We start from the raw sequence: 24,093 nt of genomic DNA, 5'->3' as shown, positions 1-24,093 counted from the left end.
GATTCGTTCGATCCGGGGGAGAAAACTCTCTATGTCCCTTACTCGTAAGGCCGCACTGGGCGTCGTGGCCTGCACTGCCGGCGCCCTGCTCACCGGCACCATGGGCACCGCCCACGCCGAGGGCGACCTCTACGGCGCCTTCGCCATCGCCAACCTCGACGACTCCACCCACATCGTGGGCCGCTGGAACTACCCGGACCAGGCCTCGGCGGACGCCGACGCCCTGTCCGAGTGCGGCTACAGCAACTGCTTCATCAAGCTGCGCTGGGTCAACGGCTGCGCCGCCTACTCGCGCCGCGACAACGACCTGTTCTGGGCGGTCGGCGCCACCCGCGCCGAGGCCGAACGCAATGCCCTTGCCGCCGCCGGCCCGGACCCCAACCCGCTGCTGGTGAGCCTGGGCAGCGCCGAGCCGAGCACCGCGACCCTCCGCCACTCGGCCTGCACCGCCAACGCCGGCTAGTCGGAGGACCCGTCGCCGGGCCCCGCACGCCTCTCGCGTCGTGGCCCGGCCACCCGGTTCGGGCGAACATCGGTAGGCTCTCCGCCGTGAGCCTGCCTGCACCCACCGCCGACAATCGTGCCGTCGTGACCGGATCCTCCTCCGGGATCGGGGTCGCCCTCGCCGAAGAGCTTGCCTCGCGGGGCTACTCGCTGATCCTCGTCGCCCGGCGCGGCGATCTGCTGGCCGACCTGGCGCAGCGGCTGACCGAGCGGTACGGCATCACCGCCGAGGTGCGCGCGGTGGACCTGTCCGACCGGGACCAGCGGGCCCCGCTGGCCAAGGAGCTGGCCGCCCGCGACATCGCGATCCTGTGCAACAACGCCGGTGTCGCCACCTTCGGCGCGCTCGCCAAGCTGGACCTGGACTACGAGCGCGACATCATGGAACTGAACGCGGTGGCCGTGCACGACCTGACGCTGGCCGTGCTTCCGGGCATGCTGGAGCGGCGTGCGGGCGGCATCCTGATCACCGGTTCCGCCGCCGGCAATATGCCGATTCCGCACAACACCACCTACTCGGCGAGCAAGGCGTTCACCAACACCTTCTCCGAGTCGCTGCGCGGCGAGCTCAAGGGCACCGGCGTCAATGTCACCCTGCTGGCCCCCGGCCCGGTCCGCACCGACAACCCGGACCAGGAGGAGATGGGCAGCAAGATCCCCGAGTTCATCTGGGTCACCGCCGCCCACACCGCCAAGATCACCATCGACGCGCTCGCCCGCAACAAGATGCGGGTGGTCCCGGGCCTGATCAGCAAGGGCATGAGCATCGCCGGGCAGTTCGGCCCGCGGTCCATCACCTCGGTGGTGGCGGGCGCCGCCTACAAGAAGCTCGGCGGCTGATCAGCAAAACGTCAAGATCGGGCCGGCGCTCGTCAAGAGCCCGTGCCGGACCGGTTCGGACCCCTCGATCAGGCGTAGTCCTGGTGACGGCCCCGCAGAAGAGAAAGCGGGGAGCTCTCACCAGGAGACGCCGTGACGCTGCTCGAGATCTTCCCGTCGCTGCGGGACGGGGGCATGATCCCCCGTCTCGACCCGGCCGTCTGGCCGTGCGACACGCACTACGACGCCGACGGGCGCATCACCGTCGGCGGGGTCGCGCTGGCCGACATCGCCGACCAATACGGCACCCCCACCTACGTCCTCGACGAGACCGAGGTGCGGGACCGCTGCCGCGCCTACCGGACCCGATTCCCGGACGCGGAGATCATCTACGCGGGCAAGGCACTGCTCACCCGCGCGGTCGCCGAATGGATCACCGAGGAGGGCCTGTCCCTGGACGTGTGCTCGGCCGGGGAACTGGCGGTCGCGTTGTCCGGCTGGGCCGATCCGGAGCGAATCGTGCTGCACGGCAACGGGAAACCGTTCGCCGAACTGGAGACCGCGGTGGGCTGCGGGGTCGGGCGCATCGTGGTCGACTCGCTCACCGAGATCACGCTGCTGTCGGCGCTGGCCGTGACACCGCAACGGGTGCTGGTGCGCGTCACCCCCGATATCGACATCGACGGGCATCCGGCGGTCCGCACCGGAGTCACCGATCAGAAGTTCGGCTTCCCGATCGGCGGCACGGCGGTCAAGGAAGTGGTGGATCGCATTGTGCGGCAACCCAATCTGGAACTCACCGGCCTGCACTGCCACATCGGTTCACAGATCCACAACACCTTCCCCTACGGCGAGGCGGTGCGGCGGATGGTCGCCGAGATGGCCCGCATCCGCGACGAATTCGGCGTCACCCTCACCGAATTGGATCTCGGGGGCGGGCACGCGGTCGCCTACCGCGGCGGGGACGCCGAACTGAACCTGGCCGAACTGGCCGACATCATCGAGGACGCCCTCGACGCGGCGTGCGCCCGGCACGGGTTCCCGCGCCCGCGCATCGCCCTGGAACCCGGTCGCGCCATCGTCGCGCGGGCGGGCGTCACGCTGTACCGGGTGCTGTCGATCAAGCACGTCGAGAACGGCCACACCTATGTGACCGTGGACGGCGGCATGAGTGACAACCCGCGCGTCGCCCTCTACGGCGCGCGCTACGACGCCGTGGTCGCCAACCGGCATCCCACCGGCCCCCAGATGACCGCCACCATCGCGGGCCGCCACTGCGAGGCGGGCGACACCCTGGCCCGCGACGTCCGGCTACCCGTCGATCTGCGGCCCGGCGAGGTGCTGGCGGTGCCGTGCACCGGCGCGTACCACCACAGCCTGGCCTCGTCCTACAACGGCATCGGGCGGCCCCCGATCGTCGCGGTCCGCGACGGCGAGTCCCGGGAGCTGGTCCGCCGCGAGACCATCGACGATCTGCTCAGCCGCGATATCGGGCACTGAGCCCGGGACCGGCCTACCGCCGCCGGGTGCCGAAGATGCTGCGGCTGATCTCGCGCCCGGCCACGGTGGCCGCCGACCGCAGGAAGTTCTTGAACGCCGGATTGTTGACGATCTTCTCCGCCATCGAATCCTCCTCCGGCGCCGGCTTGGCCGAGCGCGAGCTCTTGGCCGCCGCGTCCTGATCGGCCTGCTCGGCCGCGGCCTGGATCTTCGCGGTCAGGATCTCGTACGCCGATTCCGCGTCGATGGTCTGGCCGTACTTGCCGTACAGCGTGGACTGCTGTGCGCGGGAACGGATCGCGTCGTCGCCGATGGTGTCCATGAGCGAGCGCGGCGGCTGCATGCGCGCCCACGCCACCGGGGTCGGCGCGCCCTTCTCCGACAGCACCGTCACCACCGCCTCACCGATGCCCAGCGAGGTGAGCGCCTTCTCCAGGTCGTAGGTGGCGGTCTTCGGGTAGGTGCGCACCGTCTTCGACAGCGCCGCCTGATCCTCGGGGGTGAAGGCGCGCAGCGCGTGCTGGACGCGCGCACCCAGCTGGGAGAGCACCGCATTGGGGATGTCGGTGGGCAGCTGGGTGCAGAAGAAGACGCCGACGCCCTTGGAGCGGATCAGCTTCACCGTCTGCTCGACCTGGTTCAGGAACGCCTTGGACGCGCCGTTGAACAGCAGGTGCGCCTCGTCGAAGATGAACACCAGCTTGGGTTTGTCCATATCGCCGACCTCGGGCAGGGTCTGGAACAGGTCGGCCAGCACCCACATCAGGAACGTCGAGAACATCTGCGGCCGCGCGGCCTGCGCGCCCAGCTCGAACAGGGTGATCACGCCCTGACCGCCCGCGCTGCGCATCAGGTCGGCCGGATTCAGTTCCGGCTCACCGAAGAAGGTGTCGCCGCCGTCGGCCTCCAGGTTCACCAGCGCGCGCAGGATCACGCCCGCTGTCTGCGCGGAGACGCCGCCGATGCCCTTGAGATCCTCCTTGCCCTCCGGGCTGGTGAGGTACTGGATGACCGAGCGCAGGTCCTTGAGGTCCAGCAGCGCCAGGCCCTGCTGGTCCGACCAATGGAAGATCAGGCCGAGGGTCGACTCCTGAGTCTCGTTGAGCCCCAGCGCCTTACTGAGCAGGATCGGCCCGAACGAGGTGATCGTCGCCCGGATGGGCACCCCGATCCCGCCGGTGCCGAGGGAGACGAATTCACACGGGAACCCCTGCGGCTTCCAGTCCGCGTCGCCGGTCTCCTGGGCTCGCGTCAGCAGCTTCTCGTTGGATTGTCCCGGTTGCGCCAGCCCGGACAGGTCGCCCTTGATGTCGGCCACCACGACCGGCACGCCCGCCGCCGAGAGCTGCTCGGCGATGCCCTGCACGGTCTTGGTCTTACCGGTGCCGGTGGCCCCCGCGATGAGTCCGTGCCGGTTCATGGTCTTCATCGGGATCCGCACCCGCGCGTCGGGATGCACGGTGCCGCCGACGATCACGGTGCCCAACTCCAGCGCCACCCCGTCCATGGCGTACCCGGCCGCGATCTCCTGGGCGGCGACCTCGTCCTTGCTCGCCGGATCGGCGTCGGCGGCAGCCACTTTCGCCGTGGCCGCGGCCTTGCCGGCCGAATCCGCCGCAGGCGCAGGCGTAGCCGCGGTGGCGGCGTTCTCCGCGGCCTCCTGCGCGGCGGCCTCCTGTTCGGCGGCTTCGGCCGCGGCGGCCGCTTCGGCCGCGATCCGCGCCGCTTCCTCGGCGGCCTTCCGAGCCGCCGCTGCCTTCTCCTGCGGGGTGGTCATCGCGCTTCCTCCGTCTGCCGTGCCGACTGCTCAGAAACTGCCCGACCCACACGCCATCCGCTCGCCGCGCGTGAGATTCGCCCGCAACGATACTGCTCGATCGCACGTCCGAGCGGCCTCGACGCGGGTTGCCTACGGTTAACCAATCGGGTTCGGGCCGCGCGGACGGTCCGACGCAAACCGGGTGGGGTTCGCGCGAAGAGTTAGTGTTTGGCGGTGACCGACAAGTACGTGGTGTGGATGGACTGCGAGATGACCGGGCTGCGGCTCGACAGCGACAAGCTGATCGAGGTGGCCGCGCTCGTCACCGACAGTGACCTCAATATTCTCGGCGAGGGCGTGGACATCGTGATCCACGCCGACGACGCCGCGCTGGCGGCCATGCCGCCGGTGGTGACCGAGATGCACGCCAAGTCGGGGCTCACCGAGGAGGTGCGGCGGTCGGTCGTCACCCTCGAGGAGGCCGAGCAGCAGGTGCTCGACTACATCAAGCAGTACGTGCCGACGCCGCGGACGGTTCCGCTGGCGGGCAATTCGATCGCCACCGATCGCGGGTTCATCGCGCGCGACATGCCCGCGCTGGACGCGCACCTGCACTACCGCATGATCGATGTCAGCTCGATCAAGGAACTGGCCCGGCGCTGGTACCCGCGGATCTATTTCGGCCAGCCCGAGAAGGGGCTCGCGCACCGCGCGCTGGCCGACATCCAGGAGTCCATCCGTGAGCTCCAGTACTACCGCCGCACCGCGTTCGTTGCGGCCCCCGGCCCCTCCACGGCCGAGATCGCCGCTGTCGCCGCCGAATTGACGACCCCCGCGCAGCCGCCCGTAAACCCCTCCTGAACAGCCGATTAGGTACTCACAGCGGCGACACGTTAAGCTCTAGCGCGCCGGAAGTTACCGGCAATGGTGGCTGTAGTTCAGCTGGTAGAGCACCAGGTTGTGATCCTGGGTGTCGCGGGTTCGAGTCCCGTCAGCCACCCTTATCGGCCCAGGCCAGAGAATATTCTCTCGCCTGGGCCGAACTGCGTTGCGGGGCAGGTGACGCCCCTTCGCCGGGTGCGAATCGCTTGCTTGCCAACCAAGTGAAATGCAGTTACTTTGCTTTATCTGTCCGTTGCTGTGGGCTGCATCATAATCGTGCCCCGTTCGGCATGGCTGTGGCTCGATGAGGATTTTGCACTTGACCAGTTCCTGGACAACCGGCCGGGCCGTACTCCTGCCCCGGCTGGCCGTCGCCATGGGCGTCCTGGCCGCCGCGGCATCGGCGGGCACCGCCGAGGCCGAACCGGCCCCCGCACCTGGCCGCCCGCTCGTGGTGCTCGGCGACTCCTACAGCGCGAACCCCTCCTGTGACGTGGTGCTCACCAGATGCGAGAACCCGGACAGCACCGGGCTGCGGGCCTGCCTGCACGGACCCTCCTCGTGGCCCGTCCAGCTGAGCGCCCTGATGGGCGTCGAGGCCGCCGACGTCGTGAACAACTCGTGCTCGAGCGCGTCGATCGACACCGGCCCGGTCACCTCCACCGGTGAGCAGGTGCCCGGCCGCGGCGGCTACACCCTGGCGCAGCTGGCCCTCGACGCCGCGCAGAACGGCGCGTTCGGGCCGCGGACCCGGGTGGTGACCATCCAGCTCGGGTTCAACGACTCCTGGCCCAAGGACGCGACCCTCTCCGCGGATGTGAACAAGGTGTTCACCTGTGTGATCGACCTCGTACACGGCTGTGACGACGCCGCGGTGGCCGAGGGCCGGTGGCCGGACTACACGGCCATCACCGGGACGGCGTACGCCGACCGCGTCCGCAAGGTCGTCGACTATGTGAAGTACTACGCCCCGAACGCGAAGATCGAACTGATCGGCTATCCCGAGATCGCCCCCGAGGGCGCGACCGAGTGGTGCGCGGACATCCTCGGCGTCGTGCACTGGGTCCAGCCGCGGGCCGGAGCCATGGTCGCGTACTGGAACCGGCTGCAGACCGCCCAGCGCGAGGCCGCCGGAATCCTGGGCATCGACTTCATCGACCTGAAGCCCGCGACCGCCGGACACGGCCTGTGCGCCGCCGACCCGTGGTTCAGCAACTTCCTCGATCCCCGGCAGAGCCCGTCCGCCTTGCCTTTCCACCCGTCGCCGCGCGGCGACACGGCCGTGGCCGCCACCATCCACGGCCACATCGCGTCGCACTGACCCGGAGAAGCAATGACGCTCACCATCACCCCTGAATCCGAGGCGACGGCCGCGCCACCGCAGTTCGCGTGGCGCGGTGTCCTATTGGTCTCCGGCCTGATCACGCTGGTCTGGTCGGTCTCGGCGTTCCGGTTCCAGCTGGCGGGCGACGAGCTGTACTACCTGGCGTGCGGTCGCCGCCTCGCGGTCAGTTACGTCGACAACGGCCCGCTGATCCCGCTGATCGCGCGGCTCGCCGACGTGCTCGCGCCCGGATCGGTGATCGCGCTGCGGATCCCCGGATTGCTGCTGCTGATCGCGGTTTCGGCGCTGACCGCCGCGGTCGCCTACGAATGCGGTGCGCGGGAACGGTTCCAGCTCCTCGCCGCCGCGGGTTACGCCGCCTCGCCGTTCATCTTCGCCTACACCGTGCTCGACAGCGTCGCCATCGATGTGGCGTTCCAGGCGTTGATCATCTGGCTGCTGATCCGGTGGGTGCGCACCCGCCGCGACCGCCTGCTCGTCGCCGCGGGCGTGGCGGCGGCGATCGACGTGCAGGACAAGTGGCTGGTGCTGATGCTCGGCGCCTGTGTCGGTGTCGCCATGCTGGTGGCGGGTCCGCGTGAGATCCTGCGCCGCCCGGCCCTGTGGCTGGGCCTGCTGATCATGGCGGCGGCCATGACCCCGGCCCTGCTGTGGCAGGCCTCCCACGATTGGCCGCAGCTGGCCACCAATGCCGCCATCGCGCACGAGACCGCGCAGAGCGATGGCGGCCAGTGGGGCACGGTGATCGCGATCCTGGTGGTCACCGGATTCCTCGGCGGCGGCCTGGGCGTGCTGGGCCTGTACGGCCTGGCCCGGGATCCGAAGCTGCGCCCGTACCGCTTCGTGCTCGTCGCGGCGCTGCTGATGGTGGTGCTGGTGGTCGCGAGCCACGGCCGGTCCTATTACGTCGCCGGGATCATTCCCGCGATCTTCGGTGCGGGCGCGGTGGTGCTGTCGGGATTGTTCGACACCGCGGGTCCGCGTCCGGCGGCCGTGCTGCGGCGCGTGTTCACCGGATTGACCGTTCTCACCGCCGTTTTGATGGCAGCCCTGGCCACGCTCCCCTACCCGAAGAGCTGGATCGACGTCCCCAACACCAGCAAGCTGGGCTTCCTGCAGCACTACGGCAACGACGACTGGGCGGACCTGGCCGACGCCGTGGAGAGGGTGGCGGCCGGTCTGCCGCCCGAGGAGCGGGCCGCGACCGCGGTGGTCGCGGAGGCCTACAACGAGGCCGGTGCGCTCGACCACTACGGCAAGTTCCAGTCGATTCCACCGGCGTACAGCCCGAATCGCGGTTTCGCCGTGTGGGGTCCGCCGCCGGACTCCGCCACGACCATCCTGTGGGTCGGGTACAACGACAGTCCGGAACAGCGGGCGTTCCTCGCGAACTTCGGGCAGAAAACCCAAGCGCTGCAGATGATCGACGAGCTCGGCATCGCCGGCCAGAACCATCACGTGAACATCTGGATCCTGCGCGAGCCGCTGGTCCCGCTGTCGGTGGCCTGGCCGAAGCTGACCTACATGATCGTTCCTCCGGCCTCGTGAGAACTCTGTCGGCCTGGTGAGAACACTGTCGGTCTCATGAGCAACACTGTCGGTCTAGCGCAACGTTTCCGCTGGGGAGGATTTGCATGTTGAGTTTCACGACCAAGGGCGCGTCGCTGCGGCTGGCCGCCGCCGCCGCGGTGCTCGCCGCCGCGGGTTCGGTGGGCGTCGCCGCGGCCGACGAACCGGCCCCGGCGCAGGGTCGCACCCTTGTCGTACTCGGCGATTCGTTCGCCGCGAACCCGGCCTGCGACGGGGTCCTGGTCAAATGCGACGGCAACAACGACGCCGCGTCGCACGAGTGCCTGCACCGCGACACCTCGTGGCCGGTCCAGCTGAGCGCGCTGATGGGTGTCCCCGCAGCCGATTTCGAGAACGCGACCTGCACCAACGCCTCCATCGACAGCGGCCCGGTCACCTCGACCGGCAAGGAGATCCCCGGCCGTGACGGCTACACCCTGTCGCAGCTGGCGATCAAGGCGAGCAAGAACGGCGCGTTCGGCCCGCGCACCCAGGTGGTCGCGATCCAGCTGGGCGCCAACGACTCCTGGCCGCGCGACTCCACCAATGTCGCCGATGCCCCCAGCCAGCTGCGCTGCGCGCTGAACATGAGCCAGGGCTGCGACGCCGACGCCGTCGACAAGGAGCACTGGCCCGAGCTCGACACCATCACCGGCGCCGCCTACGCCGACCGCATCCGCAAGGTCGTCGAGTACGTGAAGTACTACGCCCCCAACGCGAAGATCCAGCTCGTCGGCTATCCCGAACTGGCCCCGGTCAATTCGAACACCTGGTGCCTCGACGTCCTCGGCACCTTCCGCTACATCCAGCCTCGGGGCGGCGCCGTCAACGCCTTCTGGAACCGCCTCGACGACGCCGAACGCGATGCGGCCCAGATCCTCTCGATCGACTTCGTCGACGCCCGCGTCCCCACCGCCGGACACGGCCTGTGCGCCCCCGACCCGTGGGTCCTGGCCGCCCTCGACCCGAAGGTGAACCTGGTCGGCCTCCCCTTCCACCCGACACCGCGCGGCGACACCGCCGTGGCCGCCGAGGTCTACAGCCACCTCGGCCGCTGACCCGGTAGCGGACGGTTCAGCCCGCCACGACCGGTCGTGGCGGGACGCCGACGTATTCGCTCAGCGGCCGGATCAGGGCGTTGGATTCGCTCTGCTCGATGATGTGGGCGGCCCAGCCGGTGACGCGGCTCATCACGAAGATCGGGGTGAACGCCTCGATGTCGAAGCCCAGCAGGTAGTAGGCGGGACCGGTGGGGAAATCGAGGTTGGGTGCGATTCCGGTGGCCTCGCGCATGGCTCGTTCGAGGACGTCGTACATCCGTATCCACGTGCCGCCGTCGGTCGCGGCGGCGATGTCGAGCAGGGCTTTCCGCATGGTCGGCACCCGGGAGTCGCCGTTCTTGTAGACCCGGTGGCCGAAGCCCATCACCTTTTCCTTGCTCGACAGCTTGTTCCGGAGCCAGGCCTCGGCCAGGGCGGGGTCGCCGATCTCGAGCATGTCGTGCATGACCGCCTCGTTCGCCCCGCCGTGCAGGGGACCTTTGAGCGCACCGATGGCGGCGGTGACCGCGCTGTAGATGTCGGAGCGGGTGGAGGTGACCACGCGGGCGGCGAAGGTGGAGGCGTTGAAACTGTGCTCCGCGTACAGGATCAGCGAGATCTCGAACGCCTTGACCAGCTCCGGAGCGGGCACTGTGCCGAAGCACATGTTCAGGAAGTTCTCCGCGAAACCCAGATGCGAGTGCGGTGTGACCGGATCCAGACCGTGACGTCGGCGATGGTCGGCGGCGACGATGGTCGGTAGCACCGCCATCATGCGTAAGGCCTTGGCGCGGTTGGCCTTCGGCGAGCTGTCGTCCTCGGCCGGATCCTCGGCGCCGAGATAGCTGATCGCGGTGCGCACCACGTCCATCGGATGGCAGTTCTCGGGCAGCTTGGCCACCAGTGCCAGCAGCGACCGGTCGGCCCGCCGGGACGCCCGTTCCCGCTGCTGGAACTCCGCCAGCTGGATGTGGGTGGGAAGTTCGCCGTACCACAGCAGGTAGGCGACCTGTTCGAACGTGCAGTGGGCCGCCAGATCCTGGACCGCGTAGCCGCGATAGGTCAGCGAGTTGGTTTCCGGTATCACCTTGGAGATCGCGGTGGTGTCGACGACGACGCCGGCGAGACCCCGGTGGATGGTCTGGATCTCCGTCATCACTGGTTCCTTCCCAGGGTGAAATTGAAGATGTCGGAATCGAATTCGTTGTAGCGCTCGTAGTCGAGGAGCTCGTAGAGGCGGCTGCGGTGCTGCATACGGTCCAGCAGTCCGGACTGGGTGCCGGTGGCCGCGATCTCCCGCAGCCCGGTCTCGGCGGCGAACATGGCCAGCCGCAGCGTGGTGACCGGGTAGATGACGGCGTTGTAGCCGATCGATTCCAGCGTGGACGCCGGAATCAGGTCGGACTTGCCGAACTCGGTCATATTGGCCAGCAGGGGAATCGAGACGGCGGACCGGAACTGCTCGAAGTCGGCCGGGGTGCGCAGCGCCTCGGTGAAGATCAGGTCCGCGCCGGCGTCGGCGTAGGCGCGGGCCCGGTCGACGGCGGCGTCGAGGCCCTCGATCCCGGCCGCGTCGGTGCGCGCGCAGATCACGAGATTCGGGTCGCGCCGGGCGGATACGGCCGCGCGCAGGCGGCGCACCATCTCCTCGACCGGAACCACCGCCTTGCCGTCGAGGTGGCCGCAGCGCTTCGGATTGACCTGATCCTCGAGGTGCAGCCCGGCGATCCCGGCGTCCTCCAGGACGGTGACGGTGCGCGCGGCGCTCATCGGCTCACCGAATCCGGTGTCGGCGTCGACGAGGACGGGCAGGTCGGTGACCCGTGCGATCTGCTGCCCGCGCCCGGACACCTCGGTCAGGGTGGTCAGCCCGATATCGGGCAGCCCCAGATCGGCGGACAGCACCGCGCCCGAGACGTAGACCCCTTCGAAGCCGATCTCCTGGATCAGCTTGGCCACCAAGGGATTGAACGCCCCCGGGAACCGCTGGATCGTGCCCGAGGTCAGACCCGCCCGGAACGCGGCGCGCTTGTCGGCGGCCGAGGTGGCCGCCGCGATCAGGCCGGTCACCGGAACAGCCCCTGCGGCGAGCGGGGCGCGCGGGCGAGCACGTCGGCAGACACGGTGACGGTGAGCTCCGACAGCTCACCGGCGGACAGTTCGCCCGCGCGCTGGACCACCGCCAGGAAGCGGTCCTGCTCGGCGGGTTCCACGACGCCTTCGGCGAGGGTGCGGAACTTCGCGATGTACTGGTCGCGGTCGAACGGCCGCGCGCCCAGCGGGTGCGCGTCGGCGACCGCCAGTTCGTCCACGATGACTTCGCCGCTCCGCAAGGTGATCTCGGCGCGCGCCCCGAACGCCTTCTCGCTCGGGTCGGTGGAGTGGTAGCGCCGCGTCCATTCCGGATCCTCGGCGGTGGAGATCTTGTTCCACAGCGCGATGGTGTCCGGGCGTCGCGCGCGCTCGGGCGCGTAGGAGCGCTCGTGATGCCAGGCGCCGTCCTGGAGGGCGACCGCGAAGATGTACATGATCGAGTGGTCGAGGGTCTCCCGGGAAGCGCCGGGGTCGAACTTCTGTGGATCGCCCGACCCGGTGCCGATCACGTAGTGGGTGTGGTGGCTGGTGTGCAGCACGATCGTGGCGATCTGATCCAGGTCGCCGATCCGCTCGCGCATCCGGCACGCGAGGTCGATGGGGGCTTGGCTCTGGTACTCGGCCGAGTGCTCCTTGGTGTAGGTGTCGAGGATGCCGCGCTTGGGTTCGCCGGGGCCGGGCAGCGGCACCGAGTACTCCGTGTCCGGACCGCCCAGCAGCCAGGCGATCACGCCATCCTCGCCCTCCCAGATCGGCGCCGGCGCGCCCTCGCCGCGCATGGCCCGATCCACCGCTTCCACGGCCATCTTCCCGGCGAAGGCGGGGGCGTAGGCCTTCCAGCTGGAGATCTCGCCCTTGCGGGACTGCCGGGTGGCGGTCGTGGTGTGCAGGGCCTGGCCGATGGCCTGGTAGACGGTCTCGGTGTCCAGGCCGAGCAGCGTGCCGATCCCGGCGGCAGCCGACGGGCCCAGGTGCGCGACATGGTCGATCTTGTGCTCGTGCAGGCAGATCGCGCGGACCAGATCGACCTGGATCTCGTAACCCGTTGCCAGACCGCGGATCAGGTCCCGGCCGCTGCGCCCGGTGTGCTGGGCGACGGCGAGGATCGGCGGGATGTTGTCGCCCGGGTGCGAGTACTCCGCGGCCAGGAAGGTGTCGTGGAAGTCCAGCTCGCGCACCGCGACTCCATTGGCCCAGGCCGCCCATTCCGGCGAGTAGGAGCCTGGCGCGCCGAAGACGGTCGCGCCCGGTGCGTACGGATGCGCCAGGGCCTGGGCGCGGGCATTGGCGACCGGACGCCGGGTGAGGGAGGCCGCCGCGACCGCCGCGTTGTCGATGAGCCGATTGACGATCATCCGCTCGACCTCGGGGGCGACCTCCACCGGATCGGCGGCGACCTCGGCGATGCGCCAGGCGAGGTGTTCCGCGCGGGGGAAGCGCTCCGCGGAGCGGTGGGTGCGGACCAGATGATTCTTCATATTTCGCACCGTACACAGCGGTTTCGAGCCCGGAAATCCCTTGCAAAAGCCTATTTTTGCGGAATCGAAGCACGAATTCGGTGAAAGTTGTGAAAGCTGGAATTGCTAGATTGAGCGCATGCAGAAGATGTACGCGGGCGCGCGCCTGCGCGCCTTGCGAGAGCGGCGTGGCCTGTCGCAGTCCGCGCTGGCCAAGACGCTCGAACTCTCGGTCAGCTACATCAATCAGCTCGAGCACGACCAGCGCCCGCTGACCGTGCCGGTGCTGCTGCGCCTGAACGCCCGCTTCGACCTGGACATGGGCTTCTTCGCCGCCGACACCGACGCCCGGCTGATCGCCGACCTGCAGGACGTGTTCGCCGAGGATCCCGAGGGCGCCGACATCACCACCGCCGAGATCGACGACCTGGTGGCCCGGGTGCCGGCGGCCGCGCGGGTGCTGGTCGGCCTGCACCGTCGCCTGCGCGGCGCCACCGAGCAGATGGAACGCGTCTCCGCCGGAATCGACGGCGACGCGGGCGAATCCGCCGCCGCCATGCCGTACGAGGACGTCCGCGACTACTTCTACGACCGGCGCAACCACATCCCCGAGCTCGACACCGCGGCCGAGCAGCTGTTCGACCGCAATGGCCTGAGTCTGGGCGGGCTCGACCTGCAGCTGACCCGGTTGCTGCGCGATCAGCACGGCATCGCGGTCCTCATCCGCACCGACGATCCCAGCGATCCGGGCCCCAAACGGGTTTTCGACCCCGACAGCCGCGTGCTGACCCTGGCGCGGCGGCTCACCGCCGGTCAGCGCGCCTTCCAATTGGCCACGCAGCTCGCGTTTCTCACCCAGGCCGAGGTGATCGCCGATCTGATCGACGCGACCGACACCATGCCCGAGAATTCGCGCGGCCTGCTGCGCACCGGGCTCGCCAACTATTTCGCCGGAGCCCTGATCCTGCCCTACACCCGCTTCTGGGACGCGGCCGAATCCCTGCGCTACGACATCGAACTGCTGGCCGCCACCTTCGAGGTCGGCTTCGAGACCGTCTGCCACCGCCTGTCGACCCTGCAGCGGCCCGGCAAGCGCGGGGTGCCATTCTTCTTCGTGCGCACCGATCGCGCCGGGAACATCTCGAAACGCCAGTCCGCCACCGCGTTCCACTTCTCCCGGGTGGGCGGCAGCTGCCCGCTGTGGGTGGTGCACGACGCGTTCTCCACACCGGGCAGCATCCGCACCCAGATCGCCCGCATGCCCGACGGCCGCAACTACCTGTGGCTGGCGCGCACCACCGACGAGAAGACGCCCGGATACCTGTCCCCCACCCGGGATTTCGCCATCGGGCTGGGCTGCGACCTGACCTACGCGGACAAGCTGGTGTACTCGCACGCCCTGCCCGTCGACGACCCGCGCACGGCGGTGCCGATCGGCGCGGGCTGCAAGGTCTGCGAGCGCACCGACTGCGCACAGCGCGCGTTCCCGCAGCTGGGACGCCCGATCCGGGTGGACGACAACAGTTCCCGGACCATCCCTTACGCGCCGATCATCTGACCGGACGGCCGGGGCGCACCGCGTTTGTTCGCATGGACCACGGCGCGACACGCCCCGGTTCTCGGCTACCGCAACGCGTGCGCGGCGGCCACGAGATTGCGCAGCGACTCGGTCACCTCGGCGGTGCCCCGCGTCTTGAGACCGCAGTCGGGGTTGACCCAGAGCCGGTCGGCCGGAACCGCTTTCAGTGCCCGGGCCAGCGCCTCCTCGATCTCCCGGACGCCGGGCACGCGCGGCGAGTGGATGTCGTACACGCCCGGCCCCACACCCAGGTCGAAGCCCGCCGCGGTGAGGTCGTCGAGCACCTCCATGTGCGAGCGCGCCGCCTCGATCGAGGTGACGTCGGCGTCCAATCCCGCTATCGCGCCGATGATCTCACCGAATTCCGAATAGCAGAGGTGGGTGTGGATCTGGGTGCCGTCGGCGACCCCGGAGGTCGCCAGCCGGAACGCCGCCACCGCCCATTCCAGGTATGCGGGCTGATCGGCGCGGCGCAGCGGCAGCAGCTCCCGCAGGGCCGGTTCGTCCACCTGGATGATGGCGGTCCCGGCCGCCTCCAGGTCCACCGTCTCGTCCCGGATCGCCAGCGCGAGCTGGCGCGCGGTGGCGGCGAGCGGCTGGTCGTCACGGACGTAGGACCACGCCAGGATGGTGACCGGCCCGGTGAGCATGCCCTTGACCGGTTTGCCGGTCAGCGACTGCGCGTAGGTGATCCAGTCGACGGTCATGGCCGCCGGTCGGGCCACGTCGCCGAACAGGATCGGCGGTCGCACGCACCGGGTGCCGTAGGACTGCACCCACCCGTTCGCGGTGGCCGCGAAACCGTCCAGCTGCTCGGCGAAGTACTGCACCATGTCATTGCGTTCGGGCTCGCCGTGCACCAGCACATCGAGACCGATCTCCTCCTGCAGCGCAATGACTTCGGCGATCTCGGCGCGCATGCGAGCGTCGTACTCGGCCCGGTCGATCTCGCCGCGGCGCAGGGCGGCGCGCGCCACCCGGATGCGGCCGGTCTGCGGGTAGGAACCGATGGTCGTGGTCGGCAGCGGCGGCAGGTCCAGCCGCTCCCGCTGCGACCGCCGTCGCTCCGCCGCGGGCGCCCGGCGCACGGCCGCCGCGTCCAGCGCGGCCAGCCGGTCACGCACCGCCGGGTCGCGCAGTCGCGCGTCGGATCGCCGGTCCAGCACCGCCGTTCGCGCGATCTCCAGCCGCTCCACGGCCGCGTCCTGCCCCTCATGCAGGACGGTGGCCAGCAGCCGGATCTCGGCGATCTTCTCGGTCCCGAACGCCAGCCAGGACCGCAGGCGCGGCTCCAGCTCCGGCTCGGCGGCGAGGCTGTACGGAACATGCAGCAGCGAGCAGGAACTCGACACCGCCACCGGCGCGCCACCTGCGGCGAGCGCGGCCAGCCCGGTCAGCGCCCGATCGGGATCGGTGCGCCACACGTTGTACCCGTCGACGACGCCCGCGACGAGCAACGTCCCGGAAAGCCGCTGCGCCGCAGCGATATCCGCGTCTCCACCCGACACCAGATCGACGGCGAGGCCCTCGATCCCGGAGTCCGCCAGCGCCGGCAGCGCCGCGCCCAGCCGGCCGAAGTACGAGGCCACCAGCAGATCGGGCCGCGCGGCGACCGAGGCCAGCCGCTGATACGCCGAACGCACCAGCGCCAGTTCGGTGTCCGTCAGGTCGGTGACCAGCACCGGCTCGTCGAGCTGCACCCAGCGCGCACCCGCGGCCGCCAGCAGGCCCAGCAGCCGCTCGTACAGCGGCAGCAGGTCGGGCAGCCGATCCAGCAGCTCGCTGCCGTCCACCGACTTGGCCAGCTTCAGGAAGGTGACCGGTCCGATGATGACCGGCCGGGCCGGAATGCCCAGTGCCAGGGCCTCTTCCAGTTCGGCGAGCGGCTTGTCCGGGTGCAGGTCGAACCGGGTCGAGGCCGAGAGCTCGGGCACCAGATAGTGGTAGTTGGTGTCGAACCACTTGGTCATCTCGAGCGGCGCGATATCGGCGGTGCCGCGGGCGGCCGCGAAGTAGCGGTCCAGGTCGTCGGCGATGCCGTGCACCCGTGCCGGCAGCGCGCCCAGCAGCACCGCGGTGTCGAGCATCTGGTCGTAGTAGGAGAAGGTGCCCACCGGAACCGAGTCCAGTCCGGCGGCGTGCACCGCCAGGAGTTGCGTGGCGCGCAGGCCACCGGCGAGGCCGTGGAGCGCGGCGGCGTCGATCCGCCCCGCCCAGTACGCCTCGATCGCGCGTTTCAGTTCCCGGTTCGGTCCGATGCGGGGCAGCCCCAGCACCGTGGCGGTGAAAGTGTTGTCAGGGTTCAACATTGATGAACTCCACGGTCAGCAGTGATGACCGCCGCCCAATATGAGCGCACGCTGATGGAGCCCATGCATCGACCGTGCCCGGATCCGATCGGCGTAGCGCCCAGTCCACGAGGCGACGACCGCCGGATACGGCGTATCCGGCACGACGGGCAGGTCTTCGGACTCATGGGCATCGACCCGATACTCGGGCCGGCCCCGGCACGAGACCGAGGCGGACCTACCGGCCGTCGCTTCCCAGGCATGCGCCCAGTGCTGATGACGGCGTTCGTTCCCATTCACCGCTGCGGGACAGTCCCGGATTCCCACCGGGTTCCCTCTCACCCGGCGGCGCGCGAGCGCGGCGGCGGGCTTCGACGCCGTCGAATGGGTCAGGGGCTCCTCGACTCCACCTCCGGCGAACCAGTTGCGTTGGCGAATATAGCCCAGCGACAGCGCGATCCCCGCACGCGCGGCGTCGTCCCATCAGGTGGTCGACCCGGGCAGGCGGATTGACCAGCGGCGATGCGCTTTCGTATGGTTGATCGACGATGTCATGAGGAATCCGGTGCAATGCCGGAACGGTCGCGCCACTGTGAGCAGCCCGGTCTCCCCGCGAGACGGATGCGAGTCAGACCCTCACATCGTCGGTTCGATCGGCAACGGGGACGCGGAATCCCCCTGACTCAAAGGAGTCCTTCGTGGCTACCTCTTTCGCTCCTCGCTCCGGTCTCGGCAGCGGTGCGCTCGCGATCCCGTCCACCGCCCTGTGGCTGGTCGGCACCACCCTGCTGGCCCTGCTGGCCATCTACTTCATCGGCATCGATCAGGGTGCGGTGTCGGTGTTCGGCAGCGACATGCACGTGCACGAGTTCGTGCACGACGGCCGCCATTTCCTCGGTTTCCCCTGCCACTAGCACCGGGAATCGAGTAACCACAATGGAAAAGCGAATCATCGGCCGAGGAGTCCTGCTGGGGGCGCTCGGCGGATCGCTGGCGTTCGTCTTCGCCCGGATCCTGTCCGAGCCGATCATCGACCGCGCCATCGCCTACGAGGGCGGCCGCGACGACGCGCAGATGGCGCTCGACAAGGCCGCCGGCAAGCCCATGGACATGGACCACGGGGCGGAGCTGTTCACCCGCGCGCAGCAGCAGAATGTCGGTCTCGGCTTCGGCGTGATCGTGTTCGGCGCGGCGCTGGGCGCGCTGTTCGCGGTCGTCTACTTCCTGGCGCTGCGCAAGGCCGGGAAGATCTCGCCGCGGAATCTGGCGCTGCTGGTGTCGGGCGGCATGTTCCTGGCGCTGTACGCGGTGCCGTTCCTGAAGTACCCGGCCAACCCGCCGTCCGTCGGGAATCCGGACACGATCGAGGAGCGCACGGCCCTGTACGTGGGCCTGATCGCGATCACCGCGGTCGCGCTGGTGGCCGCGATCTGGCTGGGCCGCAGGCTGACCGCGCGCCTGGACAACTGGACCGCTTCGGTCGCCGCCGCGGCGGGTTTCGTGGTGGTGATGGGCGCGCTGCTGGCGCTGCTGCCGTCGTTCTCCGAAGCGCCGGAGCCGCTGCAGGACGCGTCGGGCACGATCGTCTTCCCGGGCTTCCCCGCCGACGACCTGTACCACTTCCGGCTGTACGCGTTCGCCGCCCAGCTCATGGTGTGGGCGGTCATCGGGGTCGGCTTCGCCTGGCTGGCGCCGCGCCTGCTCGGCGACCGCTCCCCGGCGGCGCCCGCCGTGGCGGCATGAGCGCGGTCACCCGTCTCACCCTGGTGACGCATGCGATCACCGATGCCGTGCAGTCCGCTCGCTTCCCGGCCGACGAACCGCTCAACCCGCTCGGGTCGCGGTCGGCCGACGAGGCGGGCGGGCTGCCCGGCCCGGCGCCCGCCACGGTGCTCCACGCACCGGAGCTGCGGGCCGAACAGACCTGCTGGGCCCTGGGATTCACCGGGACCCTGGAGCCCGCGCTGCGCGATCTGGACCACGGCGACTGGGCCGGGAAGGCGATGGACGACCTCGCGCCCGAGCAGCTCATGGGCTGGCTCACCGATCCGGGCTTCCGCGAGCACGGCGGCGAATCGATCACCGGGTTGATCGACCGCGTCGGCGACTGGCTGCACGGCCTGGCCGGGCGCGGCGACCGGATCGTCGCGGTGACGCACCCCGCGATCGTCCGGGCCGCGGTCCTGCGCACCCTGAACGCTCCCCCGGAGTCGTTCTGGCGCCTCGACATTCCGCCGCTGAGCGCCACCACCCTGAACCACCGCGCCCCGGCGTGGACGCTGCGCGCGACCGCGCTCGAGTTGGCGTCCTGAATCAGCCCGAGCCGGCGTCCTGAACCGTCAGGCGTGCGGCGGGAACTGGCCGTCCGCTGTCACCTTGGTGCCGTTGAGGGTGAAGGTGACGACGCTGGGACCGCCCTGCGGGCAGCACATCGGATCACTTCCGTTGAGCCACCGGTAGGTCAGCGACAGCGAGTTCCGCGTCTTGCCGGTGACCTGCGTGTACATGTACGGGTCCGAGGTGGCGGTGCCGAGATAGGTGCCGCCGGTGAAGAACAGCACGTGCGTATACGGGTGATTGGTGTTGGAGTTCACCATCATCCACGAGAGCACACCGTCACAGCCCGAGGCCAGCTCCGCCTCCCCCGCCTGACCGATCTGCCAGCCGCCCACCGGCGGCGGGGACAGCCGCGCGATGGCGGCCCGGGCCAGATCGGAGTTGATGTCGAAGCACAGCCCGTGCCCGCTCCCGGCGGGTGCGGTGCCCGGCTGCTGCGGCGCGGGACTCCCCGCCGCGGTGGTGGCCGGGCCGCCGGGGACGGTCGCCACCGGACCGGCGGGGCTGGTCGTCACCGGGCCGGTCGACGACCCCGGATCGCACGCGGTGGTCACCGCCACGACGGCGGCCGCCATCGCGAGCAGAGCCGCTGACCTGTTCTTCATGAGTCCTCCCCGAGCACGTGTCACGCCCTCATCATCGGCCGCGTGAGCAGCGGCGTTATCGAGAACCGCTGTGCGAGAATGCGGCATGAGCATCAAGATCGACGCGCTCGATTCCGCGCTGCTCCGGGAACTGGCGGCCGATCCGCGGGTGCCGATCCTGGAGTTGGCGCAACGGCTCGGGATCGCGCGGAACACGGTGCAGGCGCGGATGAAACGGCTGGAGGCGGCCGGGGTGGTCCGGGGGTATCCGCCGGACGTGGATCTCGAGGCCATCGGTTTCGCGGTGCACGCATTCCTCGGCATCGAACTGGACCAGAACAAGATGAACGACATCGTGGAGTCGTTGCGCGCGTTCCCGAACGTGCTCGAGGTGCACGCCACCACCGGGCGCGGCGACCTGCTGGTCCGGGTGGCGGCCCGGTCACAGCCGGATCTGCTCGGCGTCATCCAGCGGGTGCACGCCATCACCGGCGTCAAGCACACCGAGACCATGCTGGCGCTGGCGACGCCCATCGAATACCGGTCGCTGCCGCTCGTCGAGCATCTGACCAGTCACCCGGCCCCCGACTGACCAGAATGCTGCGCAGGTCACAGTGTTCCAGATCACTTTTGATCAGTCTGATCAACTTTTCGCGCGACTGTTGACACAGATCACCCTTCACGGCAGATTTCGCAGCACCGATCGCTTGGTCCCTTCGTTGCAGCTCACAATCTGAGCTGTGGAGAGTGTGGTGACTGTTCATGACCGACGTTGCCTGCGCGCCTGCACCACAGGCCGAACCGGCTACGCCCTACGACCTCGCCGACCGCTACCGGTCGGGTGCGGGTCCGGTCCTTCTCACCGGCGTGCAGGCCATCGCCCGCCTGCTGGTGGAACAGCATGTGCGGGATATGCGCGCCGGTCACCGGGTCGCGACCTTCGTGTCCGGGTATCAGGGCAGCCCGCTGGGCGGCGTCGACAAGATGCTGCTGGGCATGCCGACCGTGCTGACCGAACACGACATCGCCTTCGTGCCCGGCTTCAACGAGGAGCTCGCGGCCACCGCGGTGTGGGGTAGCCAGGCCGACCTGCCCGCCGGGACGCCGACCCACGACGGCGTGGTCGGCGTCTGGTACGGCAAGGGCCCCGGCGTGGACCGGGCCACCGACGCCATCCGGCACGCGAACATGTACGGGGTGAATCCGCGCGGCGGCGTGCTGCTGCTGGTCGGCGACGACCCGGCCTCGAAGTCCTCGACCGTGCCCGCGGTGAGCGAACGATCCCTGGCCGCCATGGGTGTGCCGGTGCTGTTCCCGCGCAATGCCCGCGAGATCATCACCATGGGGATGCAGGGCATCGCGCTGTCGCGGGCCTCGGGGTGCATCGTGGCGCTGAAGATCGTGGCCGATGTCGCCGACGGGGCCTGGACGGTGGACGGCTCGGTCGCGAACCTGCCCATCGCGGTGCCCGAAGTGCAGTGGGAGGGCAAGACTTTCGCCTACCGGCAGCGGCCCATGGCGGCCCCCGCCGACAGCGTGCTCGCCGAGGCCGATCTGTACGGGCCGCGCTGGGCCACCGTGCGCGCCTTCGGGTCCGCCAATGACCTCGATGTCATCGAGGTCGATCCGATCCACGCGCGGATCGGGATCGCGGCCACCGGCACCACCTTCGACGCGGTCCGGCAGGGTCTGCACGATCTCGGCGTCGACGAGGCGGCCATGCACCGGGCGGGGATCCGCCTGCTGCGCATCGGCATGCCGTATCCCGTTGGCGCGCAGCGGGTCACGGAGTTCGCGCGCGGCCTGGAACAGATCATCGTGGTGGAGGACAAGACCGCCTTCGTCGAGACCCAGATCCGCGAGATCCTGTACGGCGCCGCCGACGCCCCGCGCATCCTCGGCAAGCTGGACGGGAACGGGCTGCCGCTCATGCCGTTCGACGGCGAGCTGACCGCCGGCCGCCTGCTCGGCCCGCTGCGCCGCGTGCTGCGCGAGCACGTCGAGCTGAAGAAGGCTCCGCCGCCGGCGCTTTCGCTGGAGGTGCTGTCCGCCAAGCGCACCCCGTACTTCTGCAGCGGCTGCCCGCACAACCGCTCCACCGCGCTGCCCGAGGGGTCCATCGGCGGCGGCGGCATCGGCTGCCACACCCTGGTCACCCTGTCCGGGCGCGGCGACAGCGCGGTCACCGGCCTCACCCAGATGGGTGGCGAGGGCAGCCAGTGGATCGGGCAGGCCCCGTTCACCGATGTGCCGCACCTGTTCCAGAACATCGGCGACGGCACCTTCTTCCACTCCGGGCAGCTGGCCGTGCAGGCGTGCGTGGCGGCGGGGGTGAACATCACCTACAAGCTGCTCTACAACGAGGTCGTCGCCATGACCGGCGCGCAGGACGTGGAGGGCGGGCTGACGGTCGCCAAGCTCACCCACAAGCTGACCATGGAAGGGGTCGCGCAGATCATCATCTGCGCCGACGATCCCAAGCGGCACAACAAGAAGACGCTCGCCAAGGGCACGCTGCTGTGGCATCGCGACCGGCTCGACGAAGCACAGAAACTGCTGCGCGAGGTCAAGGGCGTGACCGTGCTGATCTACGACCAGCATTGTGCCGCCGACGCGCGCCGGCAGCGCAAGCGCGGCACGCTACCGGCGCGCACTACGCGCGTGGTGATCAACGAGGCGGTGTGTGAGGGCTGCGGCGACTGCGGCACCAAGTCCAACTGCCTGTCGGTGCAGCCGGTGGAGACCGAGTTCGGGCGCAAGACGCGCATCGACCAGACCTCGTGCAATACCGACTACAGCTGCCTGGACGGGGACTGCCCGTCCTTCGTGACGGTGGAGCTGCGGCCGGATGCCAAGGGCGGCAAGGGTTCCCGGCGCGTCCGCGGCCTGCGCCGCAAGCCCGCCGAACCGCCGGCCGTGGCCGATCCCGGTCTCGGCGCTCCGCCGGGCACGCAGAACGTGCTCATCGCGGGCATCGGGGGCACCGGCATCGTGACGGTCAACCAGGTGCTGGCCACGGCCGCGCTGCGCGCCGGGTACGCGGTCGAGAGCCTCGACCAGATCGGGCTGAGCCAGAAGGCCGGGCCGGTGCTGTCGCATCTGCGGTTCTCCACCACGGAATTGGAGCCGTCGAACCGGCTCACCCCCGGCAGCGCGGACTGCATCATGGCCATCGACCTGCTGACCGCCGCCGACCCCAAGAACCTCCAGTACGGCGACCCGAACGGGACCGTCGTCGTCGCCTCGACCAGCAAGACCCCGACCGGCGACATGGTCTACGACAAGTCGGTCGCCTACCCCGAGACCGGGCCGCTGCTGGATCGGCTGGCGGCGGTGTCGGATTCGCAGGTCGACTTCGACGCTCTGGCCGCCGCGCAACACCTGTTCGGGACGACCGCCGCCGCCAACTTCCTGATGGTCGGCGCGGCCTTCCAGACCGGTGGCCTGCGGCTGCCCGCCGCGGCGATCGAGGAGGCGATCGGCATCAACGGTGTCGCGGTGTCGGCCAATATCGCGGCCTTCCGCTGGGGCCGGGTGGCCATCGCCGATCCGGCCGCGTTCGCGGCGGCCACCGATTCCGGTGCGGCACAGCGTGCTCCGCGGGTCGCGCCCGCCGAGCTGCTGGCGGGCACCGGCTTCGACGGCGAGGTCCGGCGACTGGTGGAACGGCGCGCCGCCGAGCTGATCGACTACCAGAACGCCAAGGTCGCCCGCCGCTACATCGACACCGTCCAGGCCGCGTGGACCGCGGAGCGCGCGGTCACCGAGCGCACCGAGTTCACCGAGGCCGTGGCGCGTGGGCTGTTCAAGTTCACCGCCTACAAGGACGAGTACGAGGTCGCGCGACTGCTGGTCGATCCCGCGTTCCTGGACGAGGTCGAGGCGCAGGTCCCCGGCGGCGAGAACCTCACCTACAAGCTGCACCCGCCGGCGTTGCGCGCGCTGGGCCGCAAGAAGAAGATCGGCCTCGCCCCGAAATCCCATGTGGCCCTGAAGCTGCTCGCCAAGGGCAAGGCGCTGCGCGGCACCAAGCTCGACCCCTTCGGTTACGCCCACGTCCGCAAGGTGGAGCGGGAACTGCTGGCCCACTACACCGGCATGGTGCACCGGCTCGCGGCCGGTCTCACCGTCGACGGGTACGCCACCGCCGTCGAGGCGGCGGCGCTGCCCGATCTCGTCCGCGGCTACGAGGACGTCAAGCTCGGCAATGTCGAGCTCTACCGCGCCCGCCTGCGCGAACTCGGCCTCGACGGCTGACGCGTCGACCGCGACCAATTCCACACCAGCCCACAGCAATACGGCGACGATCAGCGACCGTCGCCCTCCCTCGGCGATC

19 protein-coding genes, 1 tRNA gene and 2 riboswitches are annotated in these 24,093 nt (G+C 69.7%); of the genes, 14 read left to right on the top strand and 6 right to left on the bottom strand.

What is annotated here, in order from left to right:
* The first annotated feature begins 31 nt into the window (after nucleotides 1–31).
* The 3 genes from ACFRAQ_RS18295 (at nucleotide 32) to lysA (ending at nucleotide 2,823) form a co-directional block, all read left to right on the top strand.
* Nucleotides 32–463, top strand: coding sequence for a DUF4189 domain-containing protein (locus tag ACFRAQ_RS18295; protein ID WP_379100996.1), 432 nt, complete (start codon nucleotides 32–34; stop codon nucleotides 461–463).
* An 86-nt stretch (nucleotides 464–549) separates the two neighbouring features.
* On the top strand, nucleotides 550–1,344 hold the full coding sequence (cmrA, locus tag ACFRAQ_RS18290) for a mycolate reductase (RefSeq protein WP_379100993.1): 795 nt from the start codon (nucleotides 550–552) through the stop codon (nucleotides 1,342–1,344).
* Nucleotides 1,345–1,476: 132 nt separating this feature from the next.
* Nucleotides 1,477–2,823: a diaminopimelate decarboxylase gene (gene lysA / locus ACFRAQ_RS18285; protein ID WP_379100990.1), complete on the top strand. Its 1,347-nt coding sequence runs from the start codon at nucleotides 1,477–1,479 to the stop codon at nucleotides 2,821–2,823.
* 13 nt (nucleotides 2,824–2,836) lie between these two features.
* Here lysA and ACFRAQ_RS18280 read toward each other — a convergent pair whose 3' ends face one another.
* Nucleotides 2,837–4,600, bottom strand: coding sequence for a helicase HerA-like domain-containing protein (locus ACFRAQ_RS18280; protein WP_379100987.1), 1,764 nt, complete (start codon nucleotides 4,598–4,600; stop codon nucleotides 2,837–2,839).
* 216 nt (nucleotides 4,601–4,816) lie between these two features.
* Here ACFRAQ_RS18280 and orn point away from each other — a divergent pair, with 216 nt between their 5' ends.
* The 5 genes from orn to ACFRAQ_RS18255 all read left to right on the top strand — a co-directional run bounded on the left by orn (nucleotide 4,817) and on the right by ACFRAQ_RS18255 (nucleotide 9,436).
* On the top strand, nucleotides 4,817–5,443 hold the full coding sequence (orn, locus tag ACFRAQ_RS18275; protein WP_357090438.1) for an oligoribonuclease: 627 nt from the start codon (nucleotides 4,817–4,819) through the stop codon (nucleotides 5,441–5,443).
* A gap of 66 nt (nucleotides 5,444–5,509) precedes the next feature.
* Nucleotides 5,510–5,582 (top strand) — tRNA-His (locus tag ACFRAQ_RS18270).
* A 201-nt stretch (nucleotides 5,583–5,783) separates the two neighbouring features.
* The gene (locus ACFRAQ_RS18265) at nucleotides 5,784–6,785 is read left to right on the top strand and encodes an SGNH/GDSL hydrolase family protein (protein WP_379100983.1); all 1,002 of its coding nucleotides are present in this window, start codon (nucleotides 5,784–5,786) and stop codon (nucleotides 6,783–6,785) included.
* 12 nt (nucleotides 6,786–6,797) lie between these two features.
* Nucleotides 6,798–8,357: an ArnT family glycosyltransferase gene (locus ACFRAQ_RS18260; protein WP_379100980.1), complete on the top strand. Its 1,560-nt coding sequence runs from the start codon at nucleotides 6,798–6,800 to the stop codon at nucleotides 8,355–8,357.
* An 86-nt stretch (nucleotides 8,358–8,443) separates the two neighbouring features.
* Entirely contained in the window at nucleotides 8,444–9,436 is a 993-nt protein-coding gene (locus ACFRAQ_RS18255; protein WP_379100977.1) for an SGNH/GDSL hydrolase family protein, read from the top strand.
* A gap of 16 nt (nucleotides 9,437–9,452) precedes the next feature.
* Here ACFRAQ_RS18255 and ACFRAQ_RS18250 read toward each other — a convergent pair whose 3' ends face one another.
* From ACFRAQ_RS18250 to prpD, 3 genes are read right to left on the bottom strand one after another with little or no spacing between them, the layout of a single operon-like run.
* Nucleotides 9,453–10,574: a bifunctional 2-methylcitrate synthase/citrate synthase gene (locus ACFRAQ_RS18250; RefSeq protein ID WP_379100974.1), complete on the bottom strand. Its 1,122-nt coding sequence runs from the start codon at nucleotides 10,572–10,574 to the stop codon at nucleotides 9,453–9,455.
* On the bottom strand, nucleotides 10,574–11,488 hold the full coding sequence (gene prpB, locus ACFRAQ_RS18245; RefSeq protein ID WP_379100972.1) for a methylisocitrate lyase: 915 nt from the start codon (nucleotides 11,486–11,488) through the stop codon (nucleotides 10,574–10,576). The genes ACFRAQ_RS18250 and prpB overlap by 1 nt, the downstream gene beginning before the upstream one ends.
* The gene (prpD, locus tag ACFRAQ_RS18240) at nucleotides 11,485–12,990 is read right to left on the bottom strand and encodes a 2-methylcitrate dehydratase PrpD (RefSeq protein WP_379100969.1); all 1,506 of its coding nucleotides are present in this window, start codon (nucleotides 12,988–12,990) and stop codon (nucleotides 11,485–11,487) included. The genes prpB and prpD overlap by 4 nt, the downstream gene beginning before the upstream one ends.
* Before the next feature lie 118 nt (nucleotides 12,991–13,108).
* Here prpD and ACFRAQ_RS18235 point away from each other — a divergent pair, with 118 nt between their 5' ends.
* Entirely contained in the window at nucleotides 13,109–14,527 is a 1,419-nt protein-coding gene (locus tag ACFRAQ_RS18235) for a short-chain fatty acyl-CoA regulator family protein (RefSeq protein ID WP_379100966.1), read from the top strand.
* A gap of 65 nt (nucleotides 14,528–14,592) precedes the next feature.
* Here ACFRAQ_RS18235 and metE read toward each other — a convergent pair whose 3' ends face one another.
* Nucleotides 14,593–16,857 carry a 5-methyltetrahydropteroyltriglutamate--homocysteine S-methyltransferase gene (metE, locus tag ACFRAQ_RS18230; RefSeq protein WP_379100963.1) on the bottom strand — a complete coding sequence of 755 codons (2,265 nt, stop codon included), beginning with the start codon at nucleotides 16,855–16,857 and terminating at the stop codon, nucleotides 14,593–14,595.
* 151 nt (nucleotides 16,858–17,008) lie between these two features.
* Nucleotides 17,009–17,175: riboswitch (cobalamin riboswitch) on the bottom strand.
* A gap of 166 nt (nucleotides 17,176–17,341) precedes the next feature.
* Nucleotides 17,342–17,495: riboswitch (cobalamin riboswitch) on the top strand.
* A 39-nt stretch (nucleotides 17,496–17,534) separates the two neighbouring features.
* On the opposite strand from metE, the gene ACFRAQ_RS18225 reads away from it, so the two are divergent.
* From ACFRAQ_RS18225 to ACFRAQ_RS18215, 3 genes are read left to right on the top strand one after another with little or no spacing between them, the layout of a single operon-like run.
* Entirely contained in the window at nucleotides 17,535–17,750 is a 216-nt protein-coding gene (locus ACFRAQ_RS18225) for a CbtB-domain containing protein (RefSeq protein WP_379100961.1), read from the top strand.
* Between the two features lie 22 nt (nucleotides 17,751–17,772).
* Nucleotides 17,773–18,579 (top strand): CbtA family protein, encoded by an 807-nt coding sequence (locus ACFRAQ_RS18220; protein ID WP_379100958.1) that lies wholly within the window; start codon nucleotides 17,773–17,775, stop codon nucleotides 18,577–18,579.
* Nucleotides 18,576–19,148: a histidine phosphatase family protein gene (locus ACFRAQ_RS18215; protein WP_379100955.1), complete on the top strand. Its 573-nt coding sequence runs from the start codon at nucleotides 18,576–18,578 to the stop codon at nucleotides 19,146–19,148. Before ACFRAQ_RS18220 ends, ACFRAQ_RS18215 begins: the two co-directional genes overlap by 4 nt.
* Nucleotides 19,149–19,175: 27 nt before the next feature.
* On the opposite strand, the gene ACFRAQ_RS18210 is transcribed toward ACFRAQ_RS18215, so the two are convergent.
* The gene (locus ACFRAQ_RS18210) at nucleotides 19,176–19,778 is read right to left on the bottom strand and encodes an LppP/LprE family lipoprotein (protein ID WP_379100952.1); all 603 of its coding nucleotides are present in this window, start codon (nucleotides 19,776–19,778) and stop codon (nucleotides 19,176–19,178) included.
* Between the two features lie 85 nt (nucleotides 19,779–19,863).
* Between ACFRAQ_RS18210 and ACFRAQ_RS18205 the strand changes: the two genes are divergently transcribed.
* Together ACFRAQ_RS18205 and ACFRAQ_RS18200 are read left to right on the top strand one after the other, a co-directional pair.
* Complete coding sequence (locus ACFRAQ_RS18205) at nucleotides 19,864–20,349, top strand: Lrp/AsnC family transcriptional regulator (RefSeq protein WP_379100949.1); 486 nt, start codon at nucleotides 19,864–19,866, stop codon at nucleotides 20,347–20,349.
* A 170-nt stretch (nucleotides 20,350–20,519) separates the two neighbouring features.
* Nucleotides 20,520–24,014 (top strand): indolepyruvate ferredoxin oxidoreductase family protein, encoded by a 3,495-nt coding sequence (locus tag ACFRAQ_RS18200; RefSeq protein WP_379100946.1) that lies wholly within the window; start codon nucleotides 20,520–20,522, stop codon nucleotides 24,012–24,014.
* The last annotated feature ends 79 nt before the right edge of the window (nucleotides 24,015–24,093 follow it).

Source organism: Nocardia sp. NPDC056611, assembly GCF_042792755.1.
GTDB lineage: Bacteria > Actinomycetota > Actinomycetes > Mycobacteriales > Mycobacteriaceae > Nocardia.
The sequence above is the reverse complement of the archived record's forward strand: the minus strand, read 5'-3'. Positions and strand labels throughout refer to the sequence as shown.

Excerpts from the sequence above, each read along its gene's own strand:
- ACFRAQ_RS18295 (WP_379100996.1), top strand. The coding sequence starts at position 32 with ATGTCCCTTACTCGTAAGGCCGCACTGGGCGTCGTGGCCTGCACTGCC.
- ACFRAQ_RS18280 (WP_379100987.1), bottom strand. The coding sequence starts at position 4,600 with ATGACCACCCCGCAGGAGAAGGCAGCGGCGGCTCGGAAGGCCGCCGAG.
- ACFRAQ_RS18260 (WP_379100980.1), top strand. The coding sequence starts at position 6,798 with ATGACGCTCACCATCACCCCTGAATCCGAGGCGACGGCCGCGCCACCG.
- ACFRAQ_RS18255 (WP_379100977.1), top strand. The coding sequence starts at position 8,444 with ATGTTGAGTTTCACGACCAAGGGCGCGTCGCTGCGGCTGGCCGCCGCC.
- ACFRAQ_RS18250 (WP_379100974.1), bottom strand. The coding sequence starts at position 10,574 with ATGACGGAGATCCAGACCATCCACCGGGGTCTCGCCGGCGTCGTCGTC.
- prpD (WP_379100969.1), bottom strand. The coding sequence starts at position 12,990 with ATGAAGAATCATCTGGTCCGCACCCACCGCTCCGCGGAGCGCTTCCCC.
- ACFRAQ_RS18235 (WP_379100966.1), top strand. The coding sequence starts at position 13,109 with ATGCAGAAGATGTACGCGGGCGCGCGCCTGCGCGCCTTGCGAGAGCGG.
- metE (WP_379100963.1), bottom strand. The coding sequence starts at position 16,857 with ATGTTGAACCCTGACAACACTTTCACCGCCACGGTGCTGGGGCTGCCC.
- ACFRAQ_RS18220 (WP_379100958.1), top strand. The coding sequence starts at position 17,773 with ATGGAAAAGCGAATCATCGGCCGAGGAGTCCTGCTGGGGGCGCTCGGC.
- ACFRAQ_RS18215 (WP_379100955.1), top strand. The coding sequence starts at position 18,576 with ATGAGCGCGGTCACCCGTCTCACCCTGGTGACGCATGCGATCACCGAT.
- ACFRAQ_RS18210 (WP_379100952.1), bottom strand. The coding sequence starts at position 19,778 with ATGAAGAACAGGTCAGCGGCTCTGCTCGCGATGGCGGCCGCCGTCGTG.
- ACFRAQ_RS18205 (WP_379100949.1), top strand. The coding sequence starts at position 19,864 with ATGAGCATCAAGATCGACGCGCTCGATTCCGCGCTGCTCCGGGAACTG.
- ACFRAQ_RS18200 (WP_379100946.1), top strand. The coding sequence starts at position 20,520 with ATGACCGACGTTGCCTGCGCGCCTGCACCACAGGCCGAACCGGCTACG.